The organism is Roseovarius conchicola (assembly GCF_041403425.1).
Taxonomy (GTDB): domain Bacteria; phylum Pseudomonadota; class Alphaproteobacteria; order Rhodobacterales; family Rhodobacteraceae; genus Roseovarius; species Roseovarius conchicola.
This window is the reverse complement of sequence record NZ_JBGEHK010000004.1, coordinates 31,196-48,185: the sequence shown is the minus strand read 5'-3', so window position 1 is coordinate 48,185 and position 16,990 is coordinate 31,196. Positions and strand designations below refer to the sequence as shown.

Annotated in this window: 16 protein-coding genes; 7 read left to right on the top strand and 9 right to left on the bottom strand. The window is 60.4% G+C overall.

Annotated features, from left to right (window positions below):
- Positions 1-324 precede the first annotated feature (324 nt).
- The gene (locus tag V6N02_RS12295) at positions 325-8,034 is read left to right on the top strand and encodes a DUF7933 domain-containing protein (RefSeq protein ID WP_371225896.1); all 7,710 of its coding nucleotides are present in this window, start codon (positions 325-327) and stop codon (positions 8,032-8,034) included.
- A gap of 95 nt (positions 8,035-8,129) precedes the next feature.
- Here V6N02_RS12295 and V6N02_RS12290 read toward each other — a convergent pair whose 3' ends face one another.
- Positions 8,130-8,459, bottom strand: coding sequence for a hypothetical protein (locus V6N02_RS12290; protein ID WP_371225895.1), 330 nt, complete (start codon positions 8,457-8,459; stop codon positions 8,130-8,132).
- Complete coding sequence (locus tag V6N02_RS12285) at positions 8,456-9,055, bottom strand: glycosyltransferase family 2 protein (protein WP_371225894.1); 600 nt, start codon at positions 9,053-9,055, stop codon at positions 8,456-8,458. Before V6N02_RS12285 ends, V6N02_RS12290 begins: the two co-directional genes overlap by 4 nt.
- A gap of 53 nt (positions 9,056-9,108) precedes the next feature.
- Here V6N02_RS12285 and V6N02_RS12280 point away from each other — a divergent pair, with 53 nt between their 5' ends.
- On the top strand, positions 9,109-9,276 hold the full coding sequence (locus V6N02_RS12280) for a hypothetical protein (RefSeq protein WP_371225893.1): 168 nt from the start codon (positions 9,109-9,111) through the stop codon (positions 9,274-9,276).
- A gap of 279 nt (positions 9,277-9,555) precedes the next feature.
- Positions 9,556-9,903: a hypothetical protein gene (locus V6N02_RS12275; protein WP_371225892.1), complete on the top strand. Its 348-nt coding sequence runs from the start codon at positions 9,556-9,558 to the stop codon at positions 9,901-9,903.
- A 90-nt stretch (positions 9,904-9,993) separates the two neighbouring features.
- On the opposite strand, the gene V6N02_RS12270 is transcribed toward V6N02_RS12275, so the two are convergent.
- From V6N02_RS12270 to V6N02_RS12255, 4 genes are all read right to left on the bottom strand, one after another.
- Complete coding sequence (locus tag V6N02_RS12270) at positions 9,994-10,329, bottom strand: DnaJ family domain-containing protein (RefSeq protein ID WP_371225891.1); 336 nt, start codon at positions 10,327-10,329, stop codon at positions 9,994-9,996.
- A 3-nt stretch (positions 10,330-10,332) separates the two neighbouring features.
- Positions 10,333-11,028, bottom strand: a complete 696-nt coding sequence (locus V6N02_RS12265; protein WP_371225890.1) for an EI24 domain-containing protein — start codon at positions 11,026-11,028, stop codon at positions 10,333-10,335.
- On the bottom strand, positions 11,025-11,603 hold the full coding sequence (locus tag V6N02_RS12260) for a nitroreductase family protein (RefSeq protein WP_371225889.1): 579 nt from the start codon (positions 11,601-11,603) through the stop codon (positions 11,025-11,027). The genes V6N02_RS12265 and V6N02_RS12260 overlap by 4 nt, the downstream gene beginning before the upstream one ends.
- 61 nt (positions 11,604-11,664) lie before the next feature.
- Entirely contained in the window at positions 11,665-11,904 is a 240-nt protein-coding gene (locus V6N02_RS12255) for a hypothetical protein (protein ID WP_371225888.1), read from the bottom strand.
- A gap of 168 nt (positions 11,905-12,072) precedes the next feature.
- Here V6N02_RS12255 and V6N02_RS12250 point away from each other — a divergent pair, with 168 nt between their 5' ends.
- From V6N02_RS12250 to V6N02_RS12235, 4 genes are all read left to right on the top strand, one after another.
- On the top strand, positions 12,073-12,777 hold the full coding sequence (locus tag V6N02_RS12250) for a M48 family metallopeptidase (RefSeq protein WP_371225887.1): 705 nt from the start codon (positions 12,073-12,075) through the stop codon (positions 12,775-12,777).
- 3 nt (positions 12,778-12,780) lie between these two features.
- Complete coding sequence (locus V6N02_RS12245; RefSeq protein ID WP_371225886.1) at positions 12,781-13,137, top strand: YigZ family protein; 357 nt, start codon at positions 12,781-12,783, stop codon at positions 13,135-13,137.
- An 88-nt stretch (positions 13,138-13,225) separates the two neighbouring features.
- Positions 13,226-13,492 (top strand): DUF6455 family protein, encoded by a 267-nt coding sequence (locus V6N02_RS12240; protein WP_371225885.1) that lies wholly within the window; start codon positions 13,226-13,228, stop codon positions 13,490-13,492.
- 65 nt (positions 13,493-13,557) lie between these two features.
- Positions 13,558-13,836 (top strand): DUF6455 family protein, encoded by a 279-nt coding sequence (locus V6N02_RS12235; protein WP_371225884.1) that lies wholly within the window; start codon positions 13,558-13,560, stop codon positions 13,834-13,836.
- 3 nt (positions 13,837-13,839) lie between these two features.
- On the opposite strand, the gene trhA is transcribed toward V6N02_RS12235, so the two are convergent.
- The 3 genes from trhA to rimO form a co-directional block, all read right to left on the bottom strand.
- Positions 13,840-14,487 (bottom strand): PAQR family membrane homeostasis protein TrhA, encoded by a 648-nt coding sequence (trhA, locus tag V6N02_RS12230; RefSeq protein WP_371225883.1) that lies wholly within the window; start codon positions 14,485-14,487, stop codon positions 13,840-13,842.
- 198 nt (positions 14,488-14,685) lie between these two features.
- Complete coding sequence (locus V6N02_RS12225; protein WP_371225882.1) at positions 14,686-15,543, bottom strand: DUF1444 family protein; 858 nt, start codon at positions 15,541-15,543, stop codon at positions 14,686-14,688.
- Positions 15,540-16,910 carry a 30S ribosomal protein S12 methylthiotransferase RimO gene (gene rimO, locus V6N02_RS12220; RefSeq protein WP_371225881.1) on the bottom strand — a complete coding sequence of 457 codons (1,371 nt, stop codon included), beginning with the start codon at positions 16,908-16,910 and terminating at the stop codon, positions 15,540-15,542. The genes V6N02_RS12225 and rimO overlap by 4 nt, the downstream gene beginning before the upstream one ends.
- Positions 16,911-16,990: the final 80 nt, after the last annotated feature.

Sequence of the window (16,990 nt, the reverse complement as noted above, 5' to 3'; positions counted from 1 at the left end):
ACTATCGGCGATCAGGCTGTCATCTCTACATCTCTGGGTAGAATCTCTCCGACTGTACCAAAAATACACGGATGCGTGATTTTATTCGAACTTTCCTGAAATGTCAGTTTGGTGCGGGACTCATCTCGTGACAGAGTGACCTTGGGGAAGAGTTGGCGTGACGCGTCATTTTACAAGTGCATTCGCCTTTTGGGCGAGTGTGTTTAGCTATTGCTTTGCTTTTTTGGCCCGTGTTTCGGGCCGGTCAATGGTCAAAAACTTCCCAAGACATTCAACGTGGGACGGACCATGCGCGCTTTAAAAACCTTTCTCTCAGCCCTTTTGATGATTTTGGTACTGGCCGGGATGGGCCAACAAGCGCAGGCGGCGCCACCTACGCTAGAGATCGAGGCAACCCCAGACATTGTGGGTGCGGGGGGCAGTACAGCGCTCACCTTCACGATCGACAACAGTCTGCAATTGGCCGTTTCGGATGTCGACTTTACCTTGCCACTTCCGTCGGCGCCGGGTCAGGTCCTCGTGGCGGACAGTTTTGCCACGACAAGCTGTACGGCGGGCACAATCACCGCAGCCACCGGTGCCACCAGCATTGTCTTTACAGATGGTGCGCTGGATCGCGACACAAGCTGTACGGTCACTGTCAATGTCACCTTGCCAGCGGTAGGCCTATACACGTTTCCCCAGGTCACCCTGACAAGCTCGGCAGGTTCGCCCACGGCCACATCCACATTTGACGTGACCGCATCCGCGCCGCCCACCACGCCATTGGCCAGTTTCGATTTCGTCATCAGCGACGCAGTGATTGACGAGGGGGGCACCACCACAGCCACCTACACGATGGCCAACATATCCGCGACTGATCGGGTCGGATCGATCCGTTTTGACCATACCCTGCCTGCGGGGGTCGTTATCGCCACTCCCAGCAATGCCAGCACAACCTGTGAACCAACGGGGTTCGGATCGCCATTCATTGCTGCCATCGAAGGGTCGCAATCCATCCAGTTTTCGCTGAATGGCGGCAATTTCAACGACGCCTTTGCCGCGTTGCTTGTGGGCGAGTCCTGCTCTGTCACCATTGATCTGGTTGGTGATGTGGCCGGGGGCTATTCGCTTACCCCGTCGCCTCTGACCGCAGACACACAATCGATTCCGCCCACGACCCGCAGTCTGACCGTCAGCGAAATCATCGTCCCGACTGATGTCGTTACGATCGACAAGGCGTTTGCTTCCGGGACCGTGGCACCCGGTGCGACGGTCGATCTGACCTTCACCCTGGGCAATGCCAACGCCACAGACGGCGCGACCAATGTGTCGTTCACAGATGATCTGGACGCCTTCCTGACTGGCGCCGTGGCCGTTGGCCTGCCGGTAAGCAATGTTTGCGGCACCGGGTCCACGATCACGGGTACAAGCACGCTTTCGCTGTCCGGAGGTGCGATTCCGGCCCGTGGCACCTGCAGTTTCACGGTAACGGTTCAGGTCCCAGGCTCGGCGGCTCCGGGCACCTATACAAACACCACCAGTGCGGTTCAGGCCCAGATCGGCGGTGGTGCGCTTGGCGGAACCGATACGGCAACAGACACGATTGACGTGCTGGCCGCTTTGCCCCTGACCTTCAGCCGCGCGTTCACACCGGATGCGGTTGCAGGGGGCGATCCGCTGGTTCTGACCTACACGATCACCAACCCGAATGCCGGGTCGACCGCAACGGACATCACCTTTGTCGAGGATTTCTCTGCCCGCTTTGGCAATCTGTCCGGGTTCACGGGTATCACCACGACTTGTGGCGCGTCGTCGACGATCACCAACCTGTTCATCAGCGATTTCAATGGCAGCTCTCTGGTCGGCTTTACCTTTGCGGGGGGCGAGTTGGCACCGGGCGCGTCATGTACGTTCAGCGCGACATCTACCGTGCCGGTGGATTCCCCATCCGGGCCGTTTAGCTCGACCTCCAGCGACCTGACGGCCACGATCAGCGGCCAGACGATCACCACACCGGGGCAGACAGATACCCTGACCGTCAACGCGGGCGCGACCGTCACGCTGAGCGGTGCCGTCGAGGATACGCTGGACGGGGTCAATGATGGCCGGGTTGTGAACGGCTCTCAGTTTGATGTGGCCCTGACCATTACAAACGGACCTGAATCGCAGGCGGGCATCACTGCTGCGGGCTTTACCTATAACGTGTCGTCCTTTGGCACGGGCACCACGGCTGCGGTGCAAAGCAACACCTGTTCGGGCACCGCCGCGATGGATGGTGCAAGTCAGCTTCTGACGGTGAGCGGCGCAGCCGTGCCGGTCGATGACTCCTGTACTGTAACCGTGCGCGTGACCGCTCAAGGCGGGACCAACATCAGCGCCTCGGCCAGCACATCGGTGCTGGATTACACAGCGGGCGGCGCGCCAGGGCAATCGCCCGGAACGACCACATCGATCATCATCGGCACCGCGTTGCCTGTAACAACCAGCCATGAATTCAACGGCGGCGCCACGGCGCTGGCGGGTGAGACGATTGTGCTGACCTACAGCTTTGACAATCTCAACGCCGCAACAGCCGCAACGAGTGTGACCTTCACCCATAACCTCGGCGGGATCGTTCCAGGTTTGGCACGTGTCTCAACGGTGTCTGACACTTGCGGTTTCAGTACGGTAACGGGGACGACCTTTCTGATTGCATCGGGCGGTACGGTGCCTGTAAGTGGTTCCTGTGCGCTGACGGTAGATGTGGCTGTACCCGTCGGGGCCGGGTCCGGCAGTTTCACAAGCCAGACAAGTGACTACTCGGCAACCTACGGCTCTGCGGGCACGTTGACCACGCCGTTCAGCGAAACGGTTCTGACAATCGACAATGAGCCGTTGGGCTTTACCATGGCCTTCGTCGATGACCCGGTTGCGCCCGGCGCGGACGTGACGGTCGAGTTCACGCTGGACAACCCGCTTGCTGCGGCGCTCAGCAATGCGGCCTTTTCGCTGAGCCTGAATTCCGCCATTGGTTCACCGGTCTTTGCCAACAGCTTTTTGACCAACACCTGCGGCGGCACCGACAGCACCTCGGGCACGGGCACGATCACTTATAGCGGGGGCAGTCTAGGCGCTGGCGGTAGCTGTACCATCAGCCTGCTGGCGTCCATTCCCGCCGGCTCGAATAACGGAAACTTTGCCCACACGACAAGCGGTCTGTCGGCAACGGCGGGGGCATTGACCGTTGGCGCGGATCCGGCCTCGGATACGCTGACGGTGAACTCGCTGTCGAACGCCACCTTTACCGCCAGCTTTGCGCCGGCATCGACCATCGTCGGCGGGACAACCAGCATCACGTATACAATTGAGAACGGGGGCAGCTCGGCGCTGAATGATCTGGCGTTTTCGCATGACATTGGCGGAACGCTTCAGAACACTGCGGCCACCGGTTTGCCGCTGTCGAACATTTGTGGCAGCGGATCATCGGTTTCGGGGACGGACACCGTCAGCTTTACAGGTGGCACTCTGGCGCCGGGGGCGAATTGTTCCTTCTCGGTCGACCTTCTTGTTCCTGTCACGGCAACTACGGGTGCGAACCCCACCGCGACCAGCCAGCTTTTCGTTAACGGTCTGCCCATCGCCGAACCTGCAACCGACAGTCTGACGCTGACGGGCGCGGCTGACCTGGCGGTGACCGTGGACAACGCGGCAACCACGATCGTTGCTGGCAACAGCACTGTCTACACAGTCTCCGTCACCAATAACGGCCCGTCCGAGGACCCGGCAGCGACATTGACCAGCACGGTCGACGCGGGTGCGACCTGTACCTACACATCCACTGCGTCTGGCGGAGCCACGGGCAACACGGCGTCAGGCTCGGGCAATCTGAGCGAGACGTTAAGCCTGCCCTTCGGTGCATCGGTGGATTACACGGTCGCGTGTCTGGTGCCCGCATCGGCAACCGGGTCGGTGACCTACGCGGCATCCAGCGCAACGTCGGCCGGTGTCACAAGCCTCGTGCCCGGAAACGACTCCGCTTCGGATACGGATTCCATCTCCCAGAGCGCGGACCTTGCGGTTACACTCAGCGACACGGCAGACCCGGTATTTCCCAATGGGACCACCACCTATTCTGCCGCTGTGAGCAATGCTGGCCCGAGTGATGTGGCGGATGCTGTGGCGACATTCACATTACCAACCGGATTTAGCCTGACGTCGACCACTGGGTGCGCAGAAGATCCCAATGGGGTTGCGACCTGTACCCTTGGTGCTGTTGCCGCCGGTGGAAATGCCAATTTCACTGTTGCGGTTACCGCAGATGCCACAACCACCGGGACACAGACGGCATCGGTCAGCGTTGCCGCCACCGAGCCGGACCCTGATACAACCAATAACAGCGCGACCGAAACCACGACCGTGGCACCGCAGGCAGACCTGTCGATCACCAAGTCCGACGGTGTGACCAGCGTCATTTCGGGGCAGAATGTCGTCTATACGATCGTGGCGGAAAATGCGGGCCCCTCCGCCGAACCGGGTGCCACGATCAGCGACACGTTCCCGGCAACGCTCACCTGTTCCTACACCAGCGTTGCCGCAGGTGGGGCCACGGGCAACACGGCGTCTGGTTCGGGCAACCTGTCCGACACGGTGGCCCTGCCGGTTGGCGGATCGGTGACCTATACGGCCACCTGTCTGGTTGATCCCAACGCCACCGGAACCTTGTCAAACACGGCGACGATCACGGCGTCGGTTGATGATCCGGACGCGGCCAACAACAGCGCGACAGATGGCGACACCGCTGTCACACCTCTGACCTTTGATTTCACCAAGTCCTTTGCACCTGCTGCCGTTAATGTCGGCCAGACATCCCGCCTGACGCTGGTGGTCGACAACACGGGCAACACCCTGACAGCGACGGGGATGGCCTTTACCGATCCGTTGCCCGCAGGCATGGTGCTGGCGGCCGACCCTGAGGCGCAAAACACCTGCGGCGGCACGCTGACGGCCCCGGCGGGGGCTGCATCACTGTCCCTGGCTGGCGGCAACGTTGCGGGCGGCGCAAGTTGTTCGGTCGATGTAACGGTGGTGACATCAGCCCCCGGATCGCTGGCCAACACCACATCCGCCCTGACATCGACCTTCCCCAACGCGGGCCCGGCCGTTGCCAATCTGGCGGTGAACCCCGCAGGCGCTCCGACCTTTGCCAAAGCGTTCGACGCCGCGTCCGTGGCACAGGGCGAGACCGCCATACTGACCTTTGACATCGACAACTCGCTCAACTCCGTCCCTGTGACGGGCATGGATTTCGTCGACATCTTCCCGGCCGGGATGGTCGTGGCCGACACACCCGCGGTGACCAACACCTGCGGAGGCAATTTCTCGGCGGTCCCGGGCGCAAGCTCCGTTTCGCTGAGAACGGGCGCGGTGGCGGCCCTTGATGCCTGTTCAATCGACGTGACAGTGCGTGCCGTCGGGGCAGGGGCATTGCTGAATATCGCGGGCGATCTGGTGTCCAACCTGCCAACAGCCTCCGGCCCGTCCGCAACGCTCAACTCGGTTCCGGCTGCCTTGGTCTTCACCAAGGAATTCGCGCCTGCGACCGTCCCGCAGGGCCAGTCTTCGACGATCACCTTCTCGATCGACAACAGTGCGAACGCGATCGACGCCACTGGCATGGCGTTCACGAACACCTTGTCCGGCGGGCTGATCGTTGCAAGCCCGGCCGGGATCAGCAACACCTGCGGCGGCACGGTCACGGCCCCCGAAGGCGGCACCTCCATCGCCCTCAGTGCGGGCACACTTGCGGCATCCGGCAGCTGTGAAATCTCGCTTGCAGTCAGGGCGGTCGATGCGGGGACGATAACGGATACAGCTTCGGTGCTGACGTCAAGCCTTGCGGATGTTCCCGGGGCCAGTGCGACCCTGACCGTGATCCCGGTGGCGGCGCCCGGCTTTACCAAGAACTTTGGGAATACCAGCCTCTTTCTTGGGGAAACAACGCCGCTGGTCTACACCATCGACAATACCGGCAACACCATCGTCGCAACCGACCTGGCGTTTTCCGACACGCTGCCTGCCGGATTGGAACTGGTGTCCTCACCGGCGGCTGGCAGCGGTTGTGGCGGAACCTTGACAGCGGCTGCAGGATCACAGGCGATCACCTTCGGCGGCGGAAGTGTCGCGGCGGGGGGCACCTGTCAGATCACGGTGGTCGTGGAAGGGGTGACGATAGGCACATTCTCGAACGGCGCGCCCGTGTTGACCTCCGGCAACCTGCCGGATGCCACTGCGGTTCTGCTGGGGGGAAGCGCGACGGTGACGGTAGAGCAGCAGCCCCTGGTTGCCGCCATGGCCTTTTCGCCCAGCACGATCGAGCAGAACCTTGTGTCGACCTTGACCTACACCTTGACGAACCCGGCCACCACTGACGCAACGGCTGTGACCCTCAGCGATACGTTGCCGGCCAGCCTGTCAATCGCAGCCGCCCCGGCGGCCAGCACCTCGTGTTCCGGAACCCTCAGCGCGGGTGCCGGGGGCAGTTCTGTTGGCCTGACAGGCGGGACCCTCGCTGCCGGGTCCAGCTGCACCATCAGTGTCAGCGTGACATCGCCCGATGTGGGCAGCCTGACCAACAGCCTTGAAACCCTGACATCGTCCTTGGGGCCATCCTCGCCCGTAAGCGCGACGCTTCAGGTTACGGCTGTGGTGTCCGGCACGGTGACGGTGGTTCAACAGACCGATACCGATGGCTCCTACGGCTTCACGTCATCGGAACCGCTGTTGAACTTCACGATCACGGCGGCTGGCGGAGCAGGGCAGGCGGGGCCAATCCGGGTTCCGGCGGGCAGCTATGTTGTCAACCAATCCGTACCAGCCGGTGTTGGAAATGCGTCGATCTCTTGTAATGACGCCGACAGTGGCGGCGATGCGTTCGCACGGACACTGACGCTGAACCTTTCGCCGGGTGAGGCCGTGACCTGCACCATCTCATCCAGTTCGACCCAGCAGAAGACGGTGGATGTGATCAACCAGTTCCTCACCAAACGTGCGGACCTGATCCTGTCTTCCGAACCCTCGTCTGGCCGCCGGTTTGACCGGCTGAGTCGCGGGTCTGGCAGTTCCTCGCCGCTGCAGTTCTCGCAGGGCGATGTGCAGTCCTTCCTGCCCTTCACGGCGCAGATTGACACCGGCGCGAACAACTATTCGTTCAGCACAAGCCTGTTGCAGGCACGACAGGCGGTCGCCAGTCTGGAATTGGCGCATGGATCGACCAAAGACACGCTATATGTCGAAAACCATCGCCGGGATATCTGGTTCGAGGCGCAATACAAAGAGTTCGACCTCGGTGATGACGGCAGCGGACATTTCGGGATCGTCTACGCGGGCGTGGATTACCTGGTAAACCCGGACACGTTGGTTGGCGTCATGCTGCAGTTCGACGATATGAAGGACAGCTCGGCGGTTACCAACAGCTCCGTCAGCGGGACAGGCTGGATGATCGGCCCTTACGTGACCGCGCGTATTGGCGAACGGCTGTACTTTGATGGCCGTATCGCGGCTGGCCGATCCGAAAACGACATCAGCCCGAACAACACCTACACCGATGAGTTCACCACCAATCGGTGGCTGATCAAGGCGGCCCTGTCCGGGGAGTTCCAGAAAGGGGCGTGGACAATCCGGCCCAATGCCAGCCTGTCCTATTTCGAGGAAACGCAGAACGCCTATACGGACTCGTTGAACGTGCCCATTCCCAGCCAGACGGTCAAACTGGGGCAAATCCAGGTCGGCCCAACCTTCACAGGCAATTTCAGCACCCCGAAGGGCACGATCTACAAGCCGTATATCGGGCTGGATGCGCTTTACAATTATGGCGATACGTCGGGTGTCAGGTTGTCAGCCACGGATGAAACCGCCGCCGTCGAGGGCCTGCGCGGCCGGATCCGCAGCGGTGTCCACGTCAACAGTGACAGCGGCACCCGGTTCAGTCTTGGCTGGTCCTACGATGGTATCGGCCAGTCGGACTATGAAACCTGGGGGGTTGAGCTCAAGCTGTCGATCCCGCTGCCGAAATAGGCATCGCATAAGAACCAGACAGGGGCGCTTCGGTGCCCCTGTTTTCTGGTGCCGCGTGGGTAACCGGGCGGTGCATCATGCCACGCACCGGTGTCTCAGGGGCCCTTGCGCATCAAGCGCCGATGCAGGCCCTTCATCCCCAGACTGAGCGTCTTTCTCAAGACCTCGAGGGTCGTGGCCAGGCCGCCGTTCAGCATCACAATCTGGCCAACCACACGTTTCAGACAGGCCCGGCTTGCGCCTTCATCGCCCTGAACAGAGTGGTAGGCTGCCATGTTGAGCAGTGTAATCGTTCCCATGAAGAGTTTGTTTTGCAGGCTTTGGTGCGAGAAGATACCCGCATCGTGCTCCCTGTAGCCCGCCGGTTTGAGATCAGGCAGGAACGCGCCGCGACCATGGTGCCCGAGCGCCGCCCAAACGGTCATATCTCCCATTGGCGCCGAGCGTAAAAAGGCGGGTGGGCCTGACCGAAAATGTTCCGAAAGCACCTGGTCAGGGTATTGATCGGCAGCCCCAGTTTAAGCTCCTGCGCCGTGAGATCCCGTTCCAGACCGTTCCTGAAATCGTGCTCTACGCCCGTTTCTCTCACGGCTTTGACCCTGCCATAGGTCAGCGATACATCCGCGTTGCGTTCGAGAAAACTCACCTGCGTCACCAGCTTGTCGGGATCATCCCAATAATCATCGCCGTCACAAATGGCGAGGTAATCTCCCTCTGCTGCCGGAAATACATAGGCATAATAAGGGTTTACCCCTGTGGAATACACATTCTTCTCTTGCAGGATCAGCCGGACGATGGATGGGTAACGTTCGGCGTATTCGCGTAGTATTGCCGCGGTATCATCGGTTGATGCGTCGTCATGCACGATGATCTCGACACGAAAGTCACACCGCTGGTCAAGGAAACCCTCAAGGCATTCCCTGATATAGGCACCATGGTTAAATGCTATGCTGCATATGGTCAGTTTGACCGGCTCAGCCGGATCATACTCCATGTCTCGCAGAGGCTTGATCGCGGTCATTCAACTCACCCTTCCACAAGGCATCACGCGTAGGTTTTTGTCTGGGCATCAAGATGTCCATCCCGGCGGATGAGCACCAGTTCAACAAGCCAGAGAACACCATGTTTCGGCGCACGGTTCAGATCGGTGGCGTCATCAAGCGTTCCCCTGGTCGCTTCACCGGCATCTACGTCGCCGCGCTGACACAGCAAGAATTTCTGGTCAGCTTCAAGTCGCCCTGAAGGCGCAGCAGCAGCGAAAGGCCGTCTCCTGACGGCAACAGAACGAGAGCATACCCCTTCAATGACATCCCCAGAGCGCATTCACATGCACATCGCCGATCAGTTGAGCGATCCGACGCTGCGGTTATAAGAGACGCGCGGCACAGTGGCGTCCGTCGTCAGGCGGTTCTCCTACTCCAAGCGATGCCAGCACGAAATCGTGGTCAGACCTTTCAGTTGGAAAAACGCCGGTGCGGTCGCCCCCATTTCTGAGCATCTTGGATCGGTTTGCAGCGATGCTTGTCGACCCGCCACTGCCGCGCCGAACGGGTCATCGAACTGGTTGCGGACACAAAACAGATATGTCGCAACGAAGACCTGCACCGCAGCAATTCAGGTCTGGGGCCAATGGCTGCGATGGGCCATCAAAACGGGGACAGCGGCACGTTTCTTTCGGACGCCGCACCACATCTGATGATCGTGAAGAGCCTTTTGCGGCCATTCCACTACCTCAGCCCGGTTAACAGGCCGCAGGCCCCGGGCCAGCGCCGGACCGCCCCGTCGGGCTGGCGCTTTGGCGAGGCTGGGCGTGTCTTGGATGGGGAGTATGGGCTTGGCTTGGATAAAGCACACCACATGACCGTTTGAGCGCCATCCCACGGTCCGGCGCTGGCCCGGGTGATCTCAAACGGCGGCTCCGTCCCGCTTTGCAGTCTTTTCTGGCCGGGTGCCTCGCCTCTAACGGCCCAGAAACTTTCGCCGTGCTTCAACGGCGATGGAGTATTCCATCTCCAGCCGGGCGATCTCTTTCATCAAGTCTTTGCTGGCAGCCTCCCCCTCGGTCGCCGCCCAAGCCTCTTTCGCTGCCTGCAGCTGTTTCTTCAGCTTGATCTCTTCGGGCAGCGCGCCCGCTTCGGCCATGATCCGGTGCCCCACCGCATCGGCGGGATCAATCAACGCATCGCCGGGGCGCTCGGGCAGGGGTTCGCCTTCGCCGTCCAGCCCGTCCAGCTTGCCCTCGGTAATCGCCTTCAAAATCTGCCGTTCGGCCAGTTTGCGAGGATCAGCGGCCATGTCCTAACGCCCTTTCGCCTCCAAAGCGTGGTAAAGATGCGTGAAGGTCGCCGCCCCCAGAATAGGGATGATCAGGTTCACCAAAGGCACACTCAGCGGCATCGCCATCAGCGTACCCGCGCCCCAGATGATCCAGCGATTGCGCTTGCGCATCTCGCGCGCTTTTTCCCGCCCCAACCGGCGCATCGCGGCCAATTGAAAATACTCCATCCCCAGCAAAAATCCGTTCAAGGTCCAGAAAATAAAGGGCGCGAACGGGGCGAAGGGGATGTAGACTATCAACGCCACGATATTGGCGGCAATGATCACGCCAAGAAAATTCACCGTATCGCGCACCTGGTCCCACAGTGGCACTTTGGGCGGCGCGGGCAGGGTGGGGTAATGGCGATCTTCCACGGCCTGCGCCACCTCGTCGAGAAACATCGAGGTGATGGCCGAGGCCACCGGCACCATCAGGAAGATCGACAGGACCAGCATCAACCCAAGACTAGACCAGCCCAGAAGGTCGTTGATCCACGTTACTTCGCCCAGCAAGGGCACGGTCGATGTCTCGCCCACCATGGACTGCAGGAACCACAGGAACGCCGCATAAACCGCGATCAGCAATGCCAGCGTCAATCCGACACCCAGCAACAGAACCTTGCGGAAGCGCCCGTCGCCCATTTGGCCAAGAGCCTTGAAAAAGCTGGTAAAAATCATTCCGTAACCCAGCTGGTGATGGTCTCAAGATCGGGTCGTGGGCGTTCCGGCGGGGTGACCCGTTCGGTCCCCAGATGGATCAGCCCCGCAATGCGTTCGTGATCCGCAATTCCCAGCGCGGCCTCGGCCCAGGCACGATCATGACTGGACCACCCGCTCAGCCAATTGGCACCCCAACCGCTGGCCAACGCCGCGTTCAACAGCGCCAGACAGACGGCTCCGGCGGAATAACTCTGCTCGATCGCGGGGATCTTTTCAGACGGTTTTTGCACCTCGATCACCGCCACGGCCAGATGACTGTCGGCAAACTGACTGCGGGCCTTGGCAATCTCTTCGTCGGTTTTGCCCAATCGCGCACCGCAGTCGTCAACCAGCCCGGCCAGCCGCAACAGCGCGCCGCGTTCCAGCACGACAAAGCGCCATGGCTCCAGCTTGCCATGATCGGGGCTGCGCGCGGCGGCGGTCAGGATCGGGGCCAGTTCAGCACGCGTCGGCACCGGCAATTCCAGCGTCTTGGCCGGGCGCGAACGACGGTTCAGCAGAAACGCCATGGCGTCGGGATTGGGATCGGGCATGTCAGGGTCTCTTTCTTCGATGTGCCTTACATGTCGGAGGTGGATCCCCGGGGGTCAAGGGCTATCGCCCCTTGCGCGCCCGTGAATACACCCCTTCGGGCAAATCAAGCGCCGCCGTCAGATCGGCCAGCTGCGTCATCGACAGGGTGATCTTGTGGGTCTGGTCAAGGCGCGGATCATATTGCTCGATCGTCACGCATTCCTCGAAGGCATTGATCACAAGGTCCTCCTGCAAGGGCGCTTTGCCCTCATCCACAAGGGTGATCACGGTGGAATCAAATTCGTGCTCAATGGAAAACATGCGGCCACCCTAAGGCGTTTGCGATCCAACCCGCAAGAGGGCGGCCACAGCGCCCCGGCAGGCTTCGGCATGTCATTGCAGGGGACGACTTTTGTGAACAGCTTGGGGGTGGCAGTGCCTACAAACCCTGTTAAATATAGAGAAGCTATTGTTATCGGAGGATCGCGCGTGCGCTGGTTGCTTGTTGTTTCCGCTTTCATCTTGGCCGGGTGTGTCAGCACGGTTGAAAACCCGACGCCGCAAAAACCCACGGCGACCGCGCCCAAGGCGATTCCATCGCCCGGACGTTCGGACTTGCAGCAATTCGCCGCGGTGATCCGCAAGGTCGAACCGGTGGCCGAACGCGAATGCAAGCAACGCACCCGGGGCATGAATTGCGATTTCAAGATCGTGGTGGATGATCGCCCCGGCCAGCCCCCTAACGCCTTTCAAACGCTGGATAAATCCGGCCGCCCGATCCTCGCCTTCAACCTTGCGCTGATTGCCTCGGTACGCAATGCCGATGAACTGGCCTTTGTCGTCGGTCATGAATCCGCGCACCACATCGCGGGCCATCTGGCGCGCCAGCAACAAAATGCCACCGCCGGGGCGATCCTGCTGGGCGGTTTGGCGGCAATCACCGGGGCCGGGCAGGGGGCTGTACAGACCGCCACCGATCTGGGCGCTGCCGTTGGCGCGCGCACCTATTCCAAGGAGTTTGAGCTTGAAGCCGACGCCCTGGGGACCGTGATCACCAAGCGAGCTGGCTATAACCCCGTACGCGGGGCCGAGTTCTTTACCCAGATCGCCGACCCCGGAGATCGCTTCCTGGGGACGCACCCGCCCAATGCCAAGCGGATGGAAACCGTGCGCCGCGTGGCTGCTGGCCTCTAGAGGATGCGCCAACTAACCGGCGTGATCAGCGATCGCGGCTCCAAATACGCTGTCTCGGGCGGGCCGGTGCAAGGGCGCGCCGGGGTGGATGACTTCCTCAAAACCCTGAAACGGGACAAGAAGTTTGCCCGCGCCACCCATAACAGCTGGGCCATGCTGGGCGGGGATGGCGTGCCGCTCAAGGGCGATGATGGCGAAGGCGGGGCCGGGATGGTGATCCTGCGCATGCTGGAACGCGCCGACCTGACAGACCATGTGATTGTCGTTACCCGCTGGTATGGCGGCAAGCATCTGGGCGGGGATCGCTTCCGTCACGTGCAGGATTGCGTGACAGCATATCTGGCCGATCTGGCCTCTTGACTCATGTCAAAGAACTGAATCCGAGCGCAAGTTACCCTTTTCCCTACAAGGTCCAGCAATCGGGCCGGTGTCCAAACGGGAGAAGATGATGCCAGGCAAGGCGAGGTTAAAAGAACATGCCGATCTGGTCGACAGGATGGCCGGTACGGTCGGCGTCGATCTGGAACAGGTGATGATGGAAGGCCGCATGACCTTTGATGAACTGGGCGATGCGGTTCTGTCCTGCACAGGATGCAGCCAACCGGAAACCTGCAAGAAATGGTTGGCCCTGCAAGAAGAGGTGGTCGAAACCGCCCCCGGCTATTGCCGAAATCGGGATATGTTTCGCAGGCTGGAAGCAGGCGGTCACGCCTGAAATCCGGCCACCTTGATGCGAGGATCACCCGGTGCCCCAAGGGGCCCGGTACAGGAGACAAGACAATGAATGCAGAAATTCGGTTCTTGGGCGATCCAGCCCGGCATTTCTGGTTGACGCGATCCGTGGCCCGGACAATGGGGATCAGCCTGTCCGAGGCGATGGCAATGGGGTATCTGAGTGCGCCCGACTACGCCAAGCTGGTCAATACCTGCCGGACCTGCCCCAATGCCTCGCAATGCGAGGCCTGGTTGGGCGAACGCCGCGCGGCACTGCCCGAGGCCCCCGATCATTGCATGAATTGCGCGACCTTTGCGCGCCTTGCCAAGGATTTGGCGCATTAGTGGCTAACCTGCCGAGGCTTGCAGCAAGGCGCCTGAAATCCCTAAGAAAAATGCGGCTGACGCCATAAGCACGAAAACGTGCCAGATCGCGTTGGCATAGCGCAGGCCCTCCCAGCGGTAAAACACGATCCCTGCCGAATAAAGCAATCCGCCCACCAGCATCAGCGCAAGGCTGATCACCGACAAGACCCCCGCCAGCGGCACGAACAGCAAGATCCCCGCCCATCCCAACAGGAAGTATGGCACCCAGCCCGTGGTCATTTCCCCGCGCTTGGCCATCAGCTTGGCCGCGGCCCCGATCAGGGCCAGAACCCATACAAGTGCAAGGATCACATAGGCAAAGCCCGTGCCCAAAAGCACGCTGAGCGGGGTGATCGTGCCTGCGATTTTGAGGTAAATGGCCGCATGATCAATCCGCCGCAGGATGGGCCGCGCGGATGTATGCGCCAGAATGTGGTAGGTGCCCGACGCCCCCAGCATCAGAATCAGACCGGCGGCGTATATGCTGGTTGCCGTCAGGGTGCCCCAGCCCAGCTTGTGGGCGGTGATCCCAAACAGAACGGCCACGCCTGTGATCGCGGCAAACAGGCCCAGAACGTGTACGATCCCATCGGCGATCCGCTCGGCCCGGCTGTAATTCGGGTACGACATCTGCTCATGCCTCCTGTCGATAGGGTTGCATGCAACTTTGCCGTTAGACTGCCGAACGTGCGTCAAAATTGTGTTTCGCCCCCGCGCTGTATTTGCCGAAAAACTCTCTCAAATTGTCCCAGACACTCTCAGCTTCGCAAAGAATGCCGCGCAAGTCACTGTTTACGTTAGGGAAGGACTGTTTCCGGATCAGTGAAACTAGTCCACCAACACCCAACCGTCATTGTTCCAAGAGTAGATCAGTTCCGAGACGGGGTAGGCGCCCGTGCCATTGAAGTCAGCCACTATGTCTTTCAGAATGCTACGAGCCTCAGGCTGCTCTCCGTCAACAAAGACGACCAGATCGCGTGTTGGAAACCCTATCAGTATTTCGCCCAGCTGCTCGTCGATCTGCCGCCAAAGCGGTTCATGGGTCAAAAAAGCGGTTTCGTAGTATCCATCATAGGTTAACGAATAAATTCCGTCTCCCTCAATCGACAGTTCTGGCAGTTTAGCTTCCAAATTGCGGGCAGCGATTTCAAACAGTTTACTCTGTGTCACACCAAGTTCATCCAGAGATGCCTTGGTCAGGTACGTGATGTGTGTTTCGCTATTCAATGTGAACAGGATCAGGCTATCGCCAATTTGACCGTTGCTAAGAAGGGCCTGTCCCGGGTTGTCGGCAACAAAGCTGTTCAGATAATCGACATGGCGCAGAATGGGTAAGATGTTTTCAAGATCGTCTTCAGAATAAGCTGTGTCAGATTTCAGTCCGGCCACTGTAGCCGCTTCGACATGGTCATCAAGTAGCTCCTGCCGCTCAAGTGCTGTCTCAGCGTTCAACAACTGGGCATGTAGATTGTGCGGGTAGTGTATTGTAGTTGTTGATGACGCCCAGCTGACTTCGAGCGAGACATCGGAAGTGTTGATGCGTAAGCCAACGACATGTTCACTGTCCTGCAACGCTGATGCAAGTAGACCAAGGGTCTCGTTCAGGTTCTTTGGTCTATCAATTTCCGCTGATACTGTGGTTCCGAAAACAAGAGCAATCACAAGAAGAAGAGCGCGAAAGCTCATACCAACCGCCCCCACAGATCGTATTCCCCGGCCTCATCCACCTCGACATTCACGATGTCGCCAACGCTCAGGCCCTCGGTGCCTTCGTCGATAAACAAACAGCCGTCGATCTCCGGGGCGTCGGCCTTGGTGCGGCAGGTGGCGATGCCATCCGCGTCGATATCATCCACAATCACAGATTGCACAGATCCAACCTTGGCAGCCAGCTTGTCCACAGAAATCGCCTGTGCGACCTCCATAAACCGCTCCCACCGCTCTTGCTTCACCATTTCATCCACATGATCCGGCAGCGCGTTCGAGCGGGCGCCATCGACATTCTCGTATTTGAAGCATCCCACCCGATCCAGCCGCGCCTCGACCAGCCAATCCAGCAGGGTTTGGAACTCGTCCTCGGTTTCGCCCGGATAGCCCACGATAAACGTGCTGCGCAGGGCGATCTCGGGGCAGTCACGCCGCCACGCTGCGATCTCATCCAGCGTCTTGGCCGCCGCAGCCGGCCGCGCCATCCGGCGCAGAACATCGGGGTGGGCGTGTTGAAACGGAATATCCAAGTAAGGCAGCACAAGCCCCTCTGCCATCAGCGGAATCAGCTGGCGCACATGCGGATAGGGATAGACGTAATGCAGCCGCACCCAGGCCCCCAGCGATCCCAGATCGCGGGCCAGATCAGTTATATGGGCGCGGTGACCGTTTGCCTCGGCATGCTTGATGTCCACGCCATAAGCGGATGTGTCCTGCGAAATCACGAGCAATTCGCGCACGCCGTTCTCTACCAGCTTTTCGGCCTCACGCAGCACCGCATGGGCCGGCCGGCTGGCCAGTTTCCCGCGCATGTCCGGGATGATGCAGAACTTGCACTTGTGATTGCAGCCTTCTGAAATCTTTAGATAAGAATAGTGCCTCGGGGTCAGTTTCACGCCGCTGGCCGGCAACAGATCGACAAACGGGTCGGGATCGGGCGGCACCGCGCTGTGCACCGCATCCAGCACCTGTTCGTATTGATGTGGGCCTGTCACGGCCAGCACCTTGGGATGCGCCCCGGTGATATAGTCCGGCTCGGCCCCGAGACAGCCCGTGACGATCACACGGCCGTTTTCATTCAACGCCTCGCCAATCGCATCAAGGCTTTCGGCCTTGGCGGAATCCAGAAAGCCACAGGTGTTCACGATCACCGCATCGGCCCCGGAATACTCCGGTGAAATCCCGTACCCTTCGGCGCGCAGCCGCGTCAGAATCCGCTCGCTGTCCACCAGCGCCTTGGGACAGCCCAGCGACACCATGCCAATGGTCGGCTGCCCCGCGCGGGGGGCTTCCGTGATGCGTGCGCGGGCCAGGTCGGGGCGCAGGTCGGGCGGGTTCGTGCTCATCCGCGGGCGTATAGCCCAGCCCGGCCAATCCCGAAAGGGAAAACCGGTTGTGCCGCCCCCCGCCAGCCGCCTACACTTCA

Coding starts and splice junctions, on each gene's coding strand:
- V6N02_RS12295 (WP_371225896.1), top strand. CDS start 325: ATGATTTTGGTACTGGCCGGGATGGGCCAACAAGCGCAGGCGGCGCCA.
- V6N02_RS12290 (WP_371225895.1), bottom strand. CDS start 8,459: ATGACCGTTTGGGCGGCGCTCGGGCACCATGGTCGCGGCGCGTTCCTG.
- V6N02_RS12285 (WP_371225894.1), bottom strand. CDS start 9,055: ATGACCGCGATCAAGCCTCTGCGAGACATGGAGTATGATCCGGCTGAG.
- V6N02_RS12280 (WP_371225893.1), top strand. CDS start 9,109: ATGTCCATCCCGGCGGATGAGCACCAGTTCAACAAGCCAGAGAACACC.
- V6N02_RS12270 (WP_371225891.1), bottom strand. CDS start 10,329: ATGGCCGCTGATCCTCGCAAACTGGCCGAACGGCAGATTTTGAAGGCG.
- V6N02_RS12265 (WP_371225890.1), bottom strand. CDS start 11,028: ATGATTTTTACCAGCTTTTTCAAGGCTCTTGGCCAAATGGGCGACGGG.
- V6N02_RS12260 (WP_371225889.1), bottom strand. CDS start 11,603: ATGCCCGATCCCAATCCCGACGCCATGGCGTTTCTGCTGAACCGTCGT.
- V6N02_RS12255 (WP_371225888.1), bottom strand. CDS start 11,904: ATGTTTTCCATTGAGCACGAATTTGATTCCACCGTGATCACCCTTGTG.
- V6N02_RS12245 (WP_371225886.1), top strand. CDS start 12,781: ATGCGCCAACTAACCGGCGTGATCAGCGATCGCGGCTCCAAATACGCT.
- V6N02_RS12240 (WP_371225885.1), top strand. CDS start 13,226: ATGCCAGGCAAGGCGAGGTTAAAAGAACATGCCGATCTGGTCGACAGG.
- V6N02_RS12235 (WP_371225884.1), top strand. CDS start 13,558: ATGAATGCAGAAATTCGGTTCTTGGGCGATCCAGCCCGGCATTTCTGG.
- trhA (WP_371225883.1), bottom strand. CDS start 14,487: ATGTCGTACCCGAATTACAGCCGGGCCGAGCGGATCGCCGATGGGATC.
- V6N02_RS12225 (WP_371225882.1), bottom strand. CDS start 15,543: ATGAGCTTTCGCGCTCTTCTTCTTGTGATTGCTCTTGTTTTCGGAACC.
- rimO (WP_371225881.1), bottom strand. CDS start 16,910: ATGAGCACGAACCCGCCCGACCTGCGCCCCGACCTGGCCCGCGCACGC.